This window comes from Brevibacillus centrosporus (assembly GCF_003710815.1).
Taxonomy (GTDB): domain Bacteria; phylum Bacillota; class Bacilli; order Brevibacillales; family Brevibacillaceae; genus Brevibacillus; species Brevibacillus centrosporus.
In genome coordinates, this window is record NZ_RHHP01000030.1 from 17,005 (window position 1) to 30,261 (window position 13,257).

The following is a 13,257-nucleotide window of genomic DNA, read 5'->3' on the forward strand; positions in this document are numbered from 1 at the left end:
TGGATGAGTCTCGAGGTATTCTTGCACGAACTGCATGCTGGATTGGAGCGCACAAAAGCTGGCGACTATGAAATCGATTGGGAAGACGCACCGCTTCCCTATAAGCTGTATCGGGGGCTGCCTGTCGTAACGCTGTCCGCAGATGTTCCGCTGACGCTGGATGAGCCTGTGCATCAACCTCGTGCCAGACCGGAACTGCGAGAATTTGGACATTTTCTCTGGTACGTCTATGGCCTTACCCAGCTCAGCCAATCGCCACTTGCCCAGGGGGGGACAATGCAGTCAGCCCGAAGATTCGTTCCCTCGGGCGGTGGCTTGTATCCGAGTGAGCTTTACGTGTATCTAAAGGTAGCGGGGGCACCCAGCGGAATCTACCATTACGATGCAGCCCACCATCGACTCGTGCTGCTTCGGTCTGGCGAATTCGACACGTACGTGGCTCGTGCTTTAGGCCATCGCTGCAATCTATCCAAGACCTTCGCTACTGTCTTTGTTTCGACGATGTATGGGAAGAACTTTTTTAAATACCAGAACTTTTCCTACCGTTTGCAAGGTCTGGATGCAGGGGCCGTCATCGGGCAATTGCTGGAGGTAGGCAAACGCTTTGACTACGAGGCGGGCGTGTGCTTTCAGTTTCTGGATCGGGCTGTCCATCATTTGCTTGGGGTGTCTGAGCAGGAAGAGGCTGTGTACGCAATCATACCTCTGTCTGCGGAGGGGGGAGCGGCTTGGCTGGCGGATGGGAATTCAAAAGTCGAACGGATCACTGCTGATGACATGTGCAGGGAGCTGCCCGCCATCGAGCACGAACACTTCGTCCGGTCAAGCAGAGTAAAGGAGCACTCGCTGCTCATACGCATGAATGAGTCGGCGCAGTATGAATCTACGGAGCAATTTCGCTACTTGAGGGGAGGAGAGGCCACAGATGAAGAGGGAGCGATACGGCTGCTCCCTCAGACAAAGCGGTTGGTGTACGACCTCGCTGCGGCGAGTAGGCTACGGTATTCGCCGGAGCAGGATTTTATTTTGGGCAAAGTCACGACAGAACAGCTAGCTGCCTTGCTGCAAGAGGCGACCGCTGCTCTGCGGTACCGAAATGACCTGGATGAGCAAGAGGATGGTGCGTTCTCGCGTCTGCTTTTGTACAGCTGCCTATTCAATATCGAAGCAGTCGAGGATGGGGCTTACTGCTACGATGCCAAGCGTCACGGCCTGTACGCTGTGCGTTCGGGTGATCATCGGCTCTGGCTGCAGTATGCGATGGCGATAGACAATGTCAATCTGATGCAGGTGCCAATCTGTATACACGTAGCGGGGAATAACGATCATCTCATCTCGTCATTGGGCTATCGAGGCTACCGTATTCAACAAATGGAGGCAGGTATGCTGGTTCAGCGAGTGCTTCTGACAGCAGCAGCGCTCGGTCTGGGAGGGCATCCGCTGCTGGGCTATGATGTAAATGTGTGTGATGAGCTATACGGGCTGGGACCAGAGGGGAAAACGAGCCTGATTCAAATCCCGGTTGGCCCTTATCGCCATCGTCCACGGCTGCAGGGAGGCATGCACGCTTAATAAACAAAAGGAACAAAGAGGCATCGATGATTTTGATTCTGGAGAAGAGCCTGACGAAACACAGCTGAAGAAGCTGCAGCGCCATTTCAGCCGGAAAGATTATCGCCGTGTGCTTCTCCAGTTTTTTGTCCGGGAATTAGGTCACGAAATTGCATTTTTTCAAACCATCGTGCAGCAGGAGCAGTACCGCCACCTATTAGTGGTGACAACCGATGAATGGCTGTACAGCGTATCGTTGAAGCAATGGCCAGAGTACAAGGGAATTTGGACGGTTGATATATATGGCGCGTGCTTGCTGGTGGATGAGGTCCTAAAGCATTTGGGAAACTAGCACCCATAGATTGATCAGCGCCACAAACATCAAAAAAGTAACATAGTTAAAATAGAGGGAGTTCGTATAGACATTAATGCCGCTCGTCATCGCTTCAAAGAGCTCCGGACTGATCTCGCGGCTATGGGATACTGAGGAAGCTTATGCTGACGCAACAGGTGCGGATGGGGATATTGAGATTGAAAGGGAAGCTATCGGTGGCATGGGTATGACAACAGACGATGATAATGAGCTAGGAAATGCTTATGTTATCCTCACACCGAGGGATGGTTATGATAAGGATAGTGCCGATGGAGAGATTACCTTTGAATATGCTCACACTTGGGGTATTGATGCACCGCCGATTTCTTTCAGCGTTTCTAAAGGTGTGGTTTCTATCGGTTCGGAAATTGATCTTGAAGAGAGTGCTTGGAGAAAAGCAGGTCGAGATACCTACTAAATAAAGGAAAAAACGGGGAGGCGATCCCCGTTTTTTCCTTTATACTTAGATTGAAACATCTTGGGGGGTGCGAGAATTGTTCAAATGGAAATGGATACTGATCGCATTAGTAATTTCAATGCTTTTTGCACAAGGATGTACGACTGAAACGGAAGAACCTTCAACCCCTTTGTCCATTGAGCAACATATTAAGAAAACTAGGGATGACATAAACGAACTAGAAGATTTTGAAAGCAAACTAAATGAACAAGGTTTTGTTAAATCTCATTCATCTTCGAATAAAATTGGTGATATGGTTACGTTTAGTTATTCTGTTTTTAGAAAAGATGAAGTTGGTTACGTACACATTGAATTTACGGATGAAGGTAAAGCAAGTGATGAATTGAATTTGGACTTTGATACAAATGAAACAGATAAACCGCGCATCATCCATTCTGATGGGTTAAATTCTTCGAATGACGATCCATATCGGTTTCAACCATCTTCTGGTTTAGATAAGCAATGGATTGGAATTTATTTTGAAGGTAAAAAAGCAGCTAGTATTCCAAATGGAGCCATTGTACTAAGCTACGGGAGTGACAGTTGGAGAAGTCAATATTAAAAAATAATGCCAATTTGAAAGACGAAAAAACACCACGGATTATAGTAGTAAAAAACGACATGAAGGCGTCTTGACCACCAACCACCGTTAGGCGGGCTTTTTACACTGTCTACTCAAAGGGGATAATATCCGTAATGGGGTCTTTGTCATTCATGCTCTTCTTCAATGAATTTGGTATCAAGTGCAAAAGTGAATTTATCAGAAGCGTACATCCTCGAGTTTTTTCATTTGATGACGTGTTTTTATTGCTGTGAAACGCTAATGAAGCCAGTTAAATTTAACTGGCTTCTATACTCTTCTTAATATCGAGGAACCTGAAATAAGGAAGCATAAGCCCAAGGAATGAAACAAAACAGACAATTACTCCGATTAGCGCAAAGAGTGGCCGAACTCCCCAGATTTCGCTAAAACGACTCCCAAGCAATATTCCTAGCGGCATTGCCGTGCGAATGATTAACAGTCTGACAGATAGGACTCTACCAAGTAGATTATTGGGAACGATCTTTTGAAAGAAGCTGTTGCTATGTACATGGAAAAACGGACCGGCAACTCCGGCCAAAAGCTCGATCGTAACGGCTATCCAGATATTATGGGTAAAAGCAAGTGCTACAAACGTACTCCCTCCAAAGAGTAATGAGCCAATCATTACTAGACGCCGTTTTTTCAGTTCTTTTTGCCGTCCAGCAATCAAGGAGCCAAAGAAATATCCAAGTGGGTAACCGGCGATGAATAAACCGTATTGAAATGATTTTCCATGTAACTCATTTACAACAAACGGAAGATTAAGTACCGAAGTTACCCCAAGAGCAAACTGGACGAAGGAAAGAAATATTCCCAACCATAAAAGCGTGGGGCGTTGACGAAAAAAATCGAACCCCTCAATAAATTGGGCGGACCATGAATCCTTCTTTGTTGAAATAATGGCGACATCATGCTCCGTTTTACAGGTAAACAAAAGCATGCCACTAAATCCGTAGGCGATAGAAACCAATACTAATGTGAATTCTCCACCGATTGCTGAAACAACGAAACCGCCTACAGGGGGGCCGATCACCATCATCAACCTTGATGTACCATCTAAACAAGCGTTTGCTGAGGTAATCTGTTCTTTACTCACAAGTGTAGGAAGAAACGCCATACTGGAGGGTACATAAAGCGGTTGGATTAAACCATTAACGAGGGAAACGAGATAAAGTGGCCAAATAACTTGCTGTTCATTCAGGAGGAGCAAAAGTGGTGCAAGCGAAACTAAACCCCTTGCCCATTGAGAGTAGACCATCACTTTTCTACGGTTCCAGCGATCAATATAAGGACCAATCACAAGTTGCATGAATAGGGAAGGAAGAAAATAAATCAATAGCATATTGCCCATAGTAGCAACCGAACCTGTTATTTGGTAGGCCAACCAGGAGCTGGCCAAAGTGCTGAAACTCCCTCCCAACGTAGAGATAGTTTCCCCCATCCAAACGACAAGGAAGGTCACATTTTGAAATAGGTGGCTAGGGGGTGCAGCATCCGAAAGAGGCACATGCTTACTCAATCTTTTCTCCTCCTCGCTCAAGATAGCCTTGCCATTGAGGGAAAAGGGTCACCAGGTTCGTACGTTTCAAATAATAACGTTGTTCCTCCACTCCGACCAATTGTGCAGAACGGAGCATGGATAAATGATGGTGGACCGTAGATTTAGCTAGATCGAGTTTGTCAGTCAGTTCCTGAAGGGAATGGTCCTTTTGATAAAGCATCTTCACCATGCGCATACGATGCTCGTCGCCTAAAGCTTTGCACTGTTGCACCAGATTATGCGGAGGGCGGTATGGATCTGGTTCTACGGAGATACTTTCATCTGAAACGGGGTAGTATAGTATTTTCGTTTGTTCCATTTCTGCTTGAATACTCCAAGGGCGGTACACGTACTGAGGAATGAGCCGTACTCTCGTTACTTGCGGCTCTGGAAGATAGCGTATTCCTCCAGTTGCCCATTCGACCAGAGCCTCCGGTTCCATCTTGGGCATCATCGTAAGCTTTGCTTGAAAGTCTCGCTCCAGGATACCTCTTATGGTTTCTTCATGGGGGGCTACAATTGTCTGGTACCAGCCATTCATGACAGTAATGAGATGATTTTTCAGCTGGTCTATATTTACCTCGCATATAAAGTGGATGTAGTCAGGGAAAAACTTGTGATCATGACATGCTTGCTTCAGCTGATCAGCAGCATTTGACGCACCTTCCGCGGCTTTTCTCCGGGTCTCCTGCAACGTGTATCCCAAAAAGGGTAGCGATTCATAGCGCAATTCCAATTCGTCTGTGTTTTTTATGTAAGAGAGTAAATCGGATAGCTCTTTAAAAGAATGTCTATCCAATAGGTTAAGTATTGTTTTCCATGTATTGTTTTGTTGAAGATAGGATACTTCGGCTGCCAATTTAGATGACAACTTTGCTTTAAGATCGGACCAGTAAGTAGGTGGTTTTTCCAAAGTATGATGAATATCAGGATAGGTAGCAGCCGCAAGACCTAACACGGATTCAAACAACATCGAAAACTGTAACTCTATTTCATAGGTTTTTCGACCATTAGTGATATCGATCAATCTCATAATCACACCTCTTGATTACCTTTGATATAAATTCTAACATTATAAAATGATAAATTCTATATTTGTAGAACGTTTCTCTGAAATACTAAATAAAATGTAAGAGTCGCGATAACAAACAGTTAAATTTAATACTCATTACAAAGAGTGTTATGAAGCGCGGTGTTTTCTCAATGTGAAAGAACGTACTTCTTAAACCCAGGCACTTTCTTTTTAGGAGATGTTTTACCGAAGAGAATTGAGAATCAGTATTGTTGCTCAAGTTTTCAGGGCATTTGCGTATATTCACGAGAAGCGACTTTTGAGATAAAACGTTTTCAACAAAAAATAAACAACCTAAGTCCGTATGAATATCGGACTCAGGTTGTTTAATATTGCTTTCTTATTACTATCTACTTGAGGGTCAGTTCACTAAGTAGAGCTCTTTATTTGAAAACTGCGAAAGAAGGCTTTTGACGAGCAACTTTTCCACTGAGGACTTTAATGTATACTTCGTCCTTTCCATCAACGGTAGGTCCCAAGAAAATTTTACTTTTTATGCCGGGTTGCTTCCTGAGCCCGGTTACGGAAGTGGATCGAATCCAATCTCGTTTTTTACCTGGAGTTGTTTCAGTAAGTACTAAACGAACCCTATGTTTGCCTTGGCGTTTCATACGGAATCGCCTCCAATTAAGTAATCAACCGTAGCGAGTAATTCTCCGTTGTTTTCAACTATCTCACGTAATTGATATTCATCTAACTGATCGGAACCTGAGAAATGGACAGATAGGACGTGTTCTGTACCAAGAGGATAGCATAGTACATATCCTTGAGCAAGTTTCTTCACTTCGTAAAATGTCCAGTCACCACTCAAAAAAACATCAACAACATAGACCCTCTGTTGGGTTTCTGTCTTATCCTGATTAATATTAAAGGGGTAACTTTTACCTTTTCCTACATTACCCCCAACTTGACCTATTCCATCACTACCTTGTTTTTGCCACAATGCAGCGCCAGTGACTCGGAATCCATTAGGTGCTAATATTGAGTTCCGAATTGCCTCACTAATTGCGTCATATTTCTCTTTTGAACCAGGAACGTGGACATTTTTATTATATTCCCAAAAGAAGTGAAGCACGCTCTGTTTACGATGTAATTTTAAGCCGGTCTCAGTAACTACTGATCTTGGATCTTTAAATGCGCCTAATTGTTGGATCTTATTAATGATTTCCTGACAAGCTACAGAAACTGCAGCCTCATATTTTTGGTCCGGCCTGATATCATACTCCAAAAGAGTAAGACCAGTGAGGTCGGACATGAGGTGGAAATCGCTTACTGTTTGACCTTCAATTAAATCATCCCGTTTCGGTACATTCCTCGGGACAATTGCAAATACGCGGTCTTTTCGCAGTTTTCCCCAGAAAAGGCCCATTTCAAATATGGTATTGTCTCTAGTAACGAAAACTAACTTCCCGCGAGTAAGTGCGACATCATCCGGAGCAAATACAAAGATACCATAATCGTGCTGATCAAGCTCTCTCTCTAATGCTTCCATCGTATAGTCATTGGGACCGAATGTACTAGCGAACCATGGTGTTACCAATGTCTCCCGACTGAGTTGACTGTGGATAGCATTTGCATACTTCATGGCTTCCCTTGAACTACCGATGAATGTTTTAGTATCGTTCGCCACAATATTTGCTCCTTATTTGACCGAAGTAGTTAAAAGCACTTCAAAATTAAGAAGTGCTTTTTATCGTTCCAATCCGGATCGTCGCATTGTTAGTTGTTGTGTCGAGGAGGGTCTACGTTCTACCTCTGCCTCGATTTATTTTACCATATAAGGGAATTGCTAGAAAGTATGCCCTCCCCCTCTATTTCTTTACAGTTTCAAAGAAAGAAATCCATTGGCACCTTTTTTCCTGTCCCGTAATGGTGAACCATAGCCACTGGCGGTGATATATGAGCATATGACGACCCCATTATTTAGTTATGAGAAATCGGGCTTATTGGTTCAAAATGCGTTATGGTGATTTTGATCCCCATCATGCCCTCAGATGATACTCCCCCACAAAGGAGAAAGTATAGATATTATATCATAGGTTGTCGGACCTAGTTACTTCCCTAACAAGCGTTGAAAAAAACCATTGGGAACCTTTGGTGCTGGCACGTTGGCCTTGGCAATCTGCTTTTGGGTGTTGTTAAGCATCTTGACGTCTTCGATAAGCCGGTGATTCGAAATCTCTAGGCGATCCTCAAGTAGTTTTTGTGCGTCCACTTTTTCATGAGCGCTTCATTCGATTGTAGCTGACTATTCATCATTTCAATAAGCTCTTTAATCTTGGTTTCAATGACCGCGCAATGCAATCAGAACGGCCATTATCGTCCGTAACGGGCACCGACATAGCGTTTTTTGTAACGCGATTATACAGCATTAATTCTAGCAACATAGCTCCGTCCATATGAATTATCGAATAGCTTGCAGGATTTCGCTTTGCAAAAGGGGAAAAGGGGATGAATAATCAAGGCCCTTCAAAAGCGCAAACCGCTTATTGGTGTCGCGACTGGCTCTGGTTTTTCTGCCAAGCAGGCTGTGGCGGGCGGTGCGGACTTGCTGCTCGTGCTGCACGCGAGTCTGTTTCGCAATGCAGGCGTGTCCTCACTGGGTTCCCTGTTGCCTTTTGCCAACAGCAATGAGATGGTGATGCAAGTGGGAACACGGGAAGTGCTGCCTCATGCAGGGGAGGTACCTGTCGTTTTTGGCGTGTGCGCGACCGATCCTACGATCCATCGTCCCGTGCTGATCGACCAGATTATGGGGGCTGGCTTTCAAGGGGTCAATAACTTTCCTTCCGTGGGACTGATCGATGGTACCGCAGGAGCCATGCTGGAGGAAGAAGGCTTCGGTTTTCAGCAGGAAGTGGATTTTTTGGCGGAGGGACCGGGATCAAGCACGGGATGAGCATTCCAGAAGCGGTAGATTTGGCAAATCGCATTTTCCGCGCTGCCAAAGAGGTCAATTCTGAAGCTCTGCACATGGTATACGGAGGCCCGATCGTCTCCCCCGAGCATGCCAGTCATTTTTATCTGGAGACGAGTGCAGTCGGTGTTATTGGCGGATCGACCTTTGAAAGAATCCCTACAGAGGAACGGATCAAGGGAGTCATCGGGGAGTTTAAAAGAGTCGGAGTTCTGGCAGAGGAAAATCGCTATCTCAAAAAAGAATTGATGAAAAAGATGCGCTTCGACGAGATCGTGGGACAAAGTCGGGCGATGCAGGAAATATACGAGATCATCAGCAAGGTAGCCGGTAAAAACGTCAATGTCCTGGTACAAGGAGAGAGCGGAACCGGAAAAGAGCTGATCGTGCGCTCTATTCATTACAACAGCGACCGCTACAAGCATGCCTTTATTAAAGTCAATTGCGCTTCACTGCCTGAGCAGCTGCTGGAGAGTGAGCTGTTCGGTCACGAGAAAGGTTCGTTTACAGGAGCGCTCCAGCAGCGCATCGGTCGTTTCGAGCTGGCTCATCAAGGCACGCTGTTCCTGGATGAGATCGGGGAAATGAGTCTGGTCACGCAAGCCAAGCTGTTGCGAGCGATCCAATACCGCGAGTTTGAACGGGTGGGCGGAAGCAAGACGATCAAGGTCGATACGAGAATCGTCTGTGCAACAAACCGGGATTTGTGGAAAGCGGTACAGGAAGGCAGGTTTCGCGAAGACCTGTTCTACCGTCTAAATGTTATCTCCCTACAAACTGTACCGCTTCGGGAGCTAAAAGAAGACATTCCCCTGATGGTGAGTCACTTCCTGAAAAAGATCAACGAGAAATTCCAAGGGGACGTCAGTGGGGTGACCGCACCCGCTTTGGATGCTCTGCTGGCTTATGATTGGCCGGGCAATGTCCGTGAGCTGGAGCATGTTTTGGAGCGTGCGGCTGTCTTGTGTGAGGGAGATCGGATCGGGATTGCGGATCTGCCAGCGTATATTCAGCAAGCTGCACCTGTCTCGGGTGAAGCTGTTGGCCAGGGAGATTTTGCAGACAAGCCTTTGCAGTCCGTGGAAAAGGAATGGATTCTCGAGACGCTGCGCAAACAGGCTTGGAATCGAACAAAAACAGCGGAAGCCCTGGGCTTTACCCGCCGAACGCTGTTTAACAAAATGAAAAAATACGGTATTAAGCCCATTCCCAAATAAAAGAGCGCTCCGTTCTTTTGCTGGGGAATTTTTTTCTCACGTTGAGTAAGTGATTGGGAAAAATTTTTCACACATCAATGACTAATAGGCACAAAATACGGGACAACGCGGTTGGCATGGGAGTTGCTTTCGATATTCATGGGACACCAATCCATGGGAAGGGGAAAGTGGCAGATGGGACAACAAGTCACACCGACAGTCGTGCTGCTTGGCACATTGGATACAAAGGGAATCGAGTATGGATACATTCGAGAGCGCTTACATGAGAATGGTGTGAACGTGATCCTGATGGATGCGGGCGTGCTGGGTGAGCCGGCCGTTCAACCGGACATCACGAAAGAAGAAGTCGCCAAGGCAGCGGGGTACGACCTGCATGAGCTGCTGGAGGCAAAAGACCGTGGCGCCGCAATCAAGGCGATGGCTGCGGGAGCGGCGAGCATCGTGGGGCAGCTGTATACAGAAAAAAGGCTGCAAGGAATTCTGGGACTCGGCGGTTCAGGTGGTACTTCGCTGATCACGCAGGCAATGCGTGCGCTGCCGATCGGTGTTCCCAAGCTGATGGTCTCTACGATGGCCTCTGGTGATACGCGTCCTTATGTGGGGGAAGTCGATATCACGATGATGTATTCCGTTGTGGATATTGCAGGCATCAATCAATTCTCGGCGCAGATTTTGTCCAACGCAGCAGGAGCGATTGCGGGAATGGCCAAAGCTCCTGCTCCTGATCTGACAGGCGGGAAAGCGCTGGTTGCCGCGACGATGTTTGGGGTGACGACACCAGCTGTCGAGGAAGCACGCAACCATTTGGAGGAGCGCGGCTACGAAATCCTGGTTTTCCATGCGACAGGAACGGGACTGTCGGCAAAGTCGGCTGAAGCGGGCGGCGCAGACCTCATTATCATTTACAACTCGGGGCGGTACCGGATGGCAGGACGCGGTTCGTTGGCTGGCCTCTTGCCTTATGGGGATGCCAATCAGATCGTCGTGGAAATGGCAGGAGAAGTGCTGCCAGTCGTCCAAAAAACGCCGGTTCTCGCAGGGGTGTGCGGGACTGACCCGTTCCGTCTGATGCCTGTTTTCCTCAAACAGCTGAAGGAGATGGGCTTTACAGGCGTACAGAACTTCCCGACGGTCGGGCTGTTCGATGGCAATTTCCGTGCGAATCTGGAAGAGACAGGTATGGGCTACGATCTGGAAGTGAATATGATCCGTCACGCACATGAGCTCGGCTTGCTGACAGCGCCTTATGTATTCGATGAGGAACAGGCGAGGGGGATGGCAGAGGCGGGAGCGGATATTCTCGTACCGCATGTGGGCTTGACCACTTCCGGCACGATCGGGGCAAAAACGGCACTGACACTCGACGAAGCTGTCGAGCGCGTACAGATGATGCACGATGCTGCGAAGGAAATCAATCCAGACATCATCGTGCTGTGCCATGGCGGACCCATCGCGGAGCCGGACGATGCGGCTTATGTACTGGAGAGAACGACTGGCGTGGTCGGGTTTTTCGGGGCGTCGAGCATGGAACGGCTGCCTACTGAAGTAGCCATTTCTACGAATATGCGCAAATTCAAATCAATCGGACACGGAGGGGAATAATGTGAAACCGGGAGGGGCGGAAAAAGGCTTGACCACGCTGCTGGATTTCAAAGAGGTACCTGCTGGGCAATTCCAGAGATTCACTCGCCCATAAGCAAGAAACATCATCAGCAAGGGAGCTGTCCCGAAAGCCATGATTGCTGGCCACGGGATAGCTTTTTTCTTGTAAGAATACGACTTAATCCATTCGTAAAAACGAATAAATATGCATATATCAGATTTTTCTTGAATATCAGAAAAAATATAAGTATAATTTAAAAATAGAAACTGTTTCCGATATTCGGAAAAGTATAGAAAATCCATCCGATAGTCCATAGACAGGGGGATAGCAGGATGATTGAGGTTAAGCATCTTGTGAAGTCATTTGGTTCCTTGACTGTACTGAAGGGCGTTACGCTGACCGTACAGGAAAAAGAAGTAGTTGTTTTGCTCGGTGCCAGCGGTTCAGGGAAGAGCACCTTGCTTAGATGCCTGAATTTTCTGGAGGTCTATGACGAGGGTGAAGTGTGGGTCGGCGGCACTCAGATTGATCCGTACAAATCCAATTTGAATCAGTTTCGAGCGGAAGTCGGCATGGTGTTCCAGCATTTCAACCTCTTTCCGCACAAGACTGTTTTGGAAAACGTCATCGAGGCTCCCATCCATGTCAAACGAATGAACGTAGCTGAAGCGAAAGAGCTGGCTTACGAACTGCTGAAAAAGGTAAATATGCAGGATAAAGCGGACGTGTATCCAGATATGCTCTCCGGTGGACAGAAGCAGCGAGTGGCTATCGCCAGAGCGCTTGCGATGAAGCCGAAAATCATGCTGTTTGACGAGCCTACATCCGCGCTCGACCCCGAACTGGTAGGGGAAGTGCTGCAGGTCATGAAACAGCTGGCAAAGGAAGGCATGACGATGATCGTCGTGACCCACGAAATGGGATTTGCCCGTGAGGTGGCCGATCGTGCTGTCTTCATGGACAACGGTCAGATTCTGGAGCAGGGACCGCCTAATACCTTCTTTGAAAATCCGCAAAACGAACGGACAAAGCAATTCCTGGGAAGCATCCGCTAAAGATAAATAAACGATACTGGGGGAAATAAAAATGAAAAAGGCAAAATGGACAGGCATTCTGTTGTCGACTGTATTGATGAGCTCCCTTCTTCTGGCTGCGTGTGGTTCGCAAGAGTCAGGCAGTGCTCCAGCAGCAGGCGGGCAAGCTGACTCTGGCAAAAAGGACTTCACCTATGCGATGAGCGGCGTGTACAAGCCGTTTAGCTTCAAGGAAAACGGAAATCTCACAGGCTTTGACGTAGAAATTGGACAAGCTCTGGCAGAGAAAATGGGCATGAATGCCGTACCGATCACGAATCCGTTTGAGACAATTATTCAAGGACTCGACTCGAAAAAATACGATTCCATCATCGGGAGCTTGACGGTGACGGAGGAACGCCAAAAAGCCGTATCCTTCACCAATGCTTACTATCGTTCCGGTTCGCAAATTTTTGTACAAGAGGGCAATACCACGATCAAATCCAAAGAAGATTTGAAAGGGAAAAAGATCGGGGTAGTGAAAGCCTCCAACTATCTGGATTGGGCGAAAAAGCTCACCGATGAGGACAAAATCACGACCTATGACAGCGATATTACAGCGCTGCTCGATCTCCCAACCGGTCGCTTGGATGCCGTGATTACGGACCAGGTGGTAGGTCTGCGCTTCATCAAAGAGGGCGGCGGTAAAGTGATGGATGTGGGCGAACCACTCAGCTTTGATGAACAGGCGATCGCAGTACGCAAAGGGGATCAGGAATCCGTAGATCGAATCAACAAGGCGCTGGATGAGATCATCAAAGACGGCACGTATGAGAAAATCAGCCAAAAATGGTTTGGTCGCAACATCTTGCAGAAGCAATAAGGCGGGTTACGGGGTGTCCAGGCTGGACGCCCCCATTTTTCAGCTACA

The 13,257-nt window shown here is 47.1% G+C and carries 12 protein-coding genes and 2 pseudogenes; 10 read left to right on the forward strand and 4 right to left on the reverse strand.

The genetic code is table 11. The features are described 5' to 3' along the window. The first annotated feature begins 3 nt into the window (after positions 1–3). From EDM55_RS21305 to EDM55_RS21320, 4 genes are all read left to right on the forward strand, one after another. Positions 4–1,572: a SagB family peptide dehydrogenase gene (locus tag EDM55_RS21305; RefSeq protein ID WP_122961342.1), complete on the forward strand. Its 1,569-nt coding sequence runs from the start codon at positions 4–6 to the stop codon at positions 1,570–1,572. Continuing rightward, a complete protein-coding gene (locus tag EDM55_RS21310) occupies positions 1,523–1,903 on the forward strand; it encodes a hypothetical protein (RefSeq protein ID WP_122961343.1) in 381 nt (126 codons plus the stop codon). Before EDM55_RS21305 ends, EDM55_RS21310 begins: the two co-directional genes overlap by 50 nt. Before the next feature lie 76 nt (positions 1,904–1,979). After that, positions 1,980–2,342 carry a hypothetical protein gene (locus EDM55_RS21315; RefSeq protein ID WP_092275175.1) on the forward strand — a complete coding sequence of 121 codons (363 nt, stop codon included), beginning with the start codon at positions 1,980–1,982 and terminating at the stop codon, positions 2,340–2,342. A 76-nt stretch (positions 2,343–2,418) separates the two neighbouring features. Next, on the forward strand, positions 2,419–2,943 hold the full coding sequence (locus EDM55_RS21320) for a hypothetical protein (RefSeq protein WP_092275171.1): 525 nt from the start codon (positions 2,419–2,421) through the stop codon (positions 2,941–2,943). Between the two features lie 277 nt (positions 2,944–3,220). Here EDM55_RS21320 and EDM55_RS21325 read toward each other — a convergent pair whose 3' ends face one another. The 4 genes from EDM55_RS21325 to EDM55_RS21340 all read right to left on the reverse strand — a co-directional run bounded on the left by EDM55_RS21325 (position 3,221) and on the right by EDM55_RS21340 (position 7,206). Further along, positions 3,221–4,483, reverse strand: coding sequence for an MFS transporter (locus EDM55_RS21325; protein ID WP_092275167.1), 1,263 nt, complete (start codon positions 4,481–4,483; stop codon positions 3,221–3,223). Next, positions 4,476–5,537 carry an ArsR/SmtB family transcription factor gene (locus tag EDM55_RS21330; RefSeq protein WP_122961344.1) on the reverse strand — a complete coding sequence of 354 codons (1,062 nt, stop codon included), beginning with the start codon at positions 5,535–5,537 and terminating at the stop codon, positions 4,476–4,478. The genes EDM55_RS21325 and EDM55_RS21330 overlap by 8 nt, the downstream gene beginning before the upstream one ends. Before the next feature lie 422 nt (positions 5,538–5,959). Beyond that, positions 5,960–6,187: a hypothetical protein gene (locus EDM55_RS21335; protein WP_092275161.1), complete on the reverse strand. Its 228-nt coding sequence runs from the start codon at positions 6,185–6,187 to the stop codon at positions 5,960–5,962. After that, positions 6,184–7,206 carry a TIR domain-containing protein gene (locus tag EDM55_RS21340; RefSeq protein ID WP_258957886.1) on the reverse strand — a complete coding sequence of 341 codons (1,023 nt, stop codon included), beginning with the start codon at positions 7,204–7,206 and terminating at the stop codon, positions 6,184–6,186. The genes EDM55_RS21335 and EDM55_RS21340 overlap by 4 nt, the downstream gene beginning before the upstream one ends. 858 nt (positions 7,207–8,064) lie before the next feature. Between EDM55_RS21340 and EDM55_RS21345 the strand changes: the two are divergent. The 6 genes and pseudogenes from EDM55_RS21345 to EDM55_RS21360 form a co-directional block, all read left to right on the forward strand. Continuing rightward, a pseudogene (locus EDM55_RS21345) lies at positions 8,065–9,218 on the forward strand (phosphoenolpyruvate hydrolase family protein); the annotation flags it as partial. A gap of 90 nt (positions 9,219–9,308) precedes the next feature. Then, positions 9,309–9,710 (forward strand): AAA-type ATPase lid domain-containing protein, encoded by a 402-nt coding sequence (locus EDM55_RS31150; RefSeq protein WP_246071092.1) that lies wholly within the window; start codon positions 9,309–9,311, stop codon positions 9,708–9,710. A gap of 174 nt (positions 9,711–9,884) precedes the next feature. Then, positions 9,885–10,415 (forward strand): annotated as a pseudogene (locus EDM55_RS31570) (Tm-1-like ATP-binding domain-containing protein); the annotation flags it as partial. Next, positions 10,413–11,312, forward strand: a complete 900-nt coding sequence (locus tag EDM55_RS31575; RefSeq protein ID WP_429795204.1) for a phosphoenolpyruvate hydrolase family protein — start codon at positions 10,413–10,415, stop codon at positions 11,310–11,312. The pseudogene EDM55_RS31570 and the gene EDM55_RS31575, both read left to right, overlap by 3 nt. A gap of 333 nt (positions 11,313–11,645) precedes the next feature. Next, complete coding sequence (locus EDM55_RS21355) at positions 11,646–12,368, forward strand: amino acid ABC transporter ATP-binding protein (protein ID WP_092275150.1); 723 nt, start codon at positions 11,646–11,648, stop codon at positions 12,366–12,368. Positions 12,369–12,399: 31 nt separating this feature from the next. After that, a complete protein-coding gene (locus tag EDM55_RS21360) occupies positions 12,400–13,209 on the forward strand; it encodes an ABC transporter substrate-binding protein (protein WP_092275147.1) in 810 nt (269 codons plus the stop codon). Positions 13,210–13,257 lie beyond the last annotated feature (48 nt).

What these genes read in the sequence shown, in the direction of transcription:
- EDM55_RS21305 (WP_122961342.1), top strand. Translation starts at nt 4, where the DNA reads ATGAGTCTCGAGGTATTCTTGCACGAACTGCATGCTGGATTGGAGCGC.
- EDM55_RS21315 (WP_092275175.1), top strand. Translation starts at nt 1,980, where the DNA reads ATGCCGCTCGTCATCGCTTCAAAGAGCTCCGGACTGATCTCGCGGCTA.
- EDM55_RS21330 (WP_122961344.1), bottom strand. Translation starts at nt 5,537, where the DNA reads ATGAGATTGATCGATATCACTAATGGTCGAAAAACCTATGAAATAGAG.
- EDM55_RS21335 (WP_092275161.1), bottom strand. Translation starts at nt 6,187, where the DNA reads ATGAAACGCCAAGGCAAACATAGGGTTCGTTTAGTACTTACTGAAACA.
- EDM55_RS31150 (WP_246071092.1), top strand. Translation starts at nt 9,309, where the DNA reads ATGGTGAGTCACTTCCTGAAAAAGATCAACGAGAAATTCCAAGGGGAC.
- EDM55_RS31575 (WP_429795204.1), top strand. Translation starts at nt 10,413, where the DNA reads ATGGCCAAAGCTCCTGCTCCTGATCTGACAGGCGGGAAAGCGCTGGTT.
- EDM55_RS21355 (WP_092275150.1), top strand. Translation starts at nt 11,646, where the DNA reads ATGATTGAGGTTAAGCATCTTGTGAAGTCATTTGGTTCCTTGACTGTA.
- EDM55_RS21360 (WP_092275147.1), top strand. Translation starts at nt 12,400, where the DNA reads ATGAAAAAGGCAAAATGGACAGGCATTCTGTTGTCGACTGTATTGATG.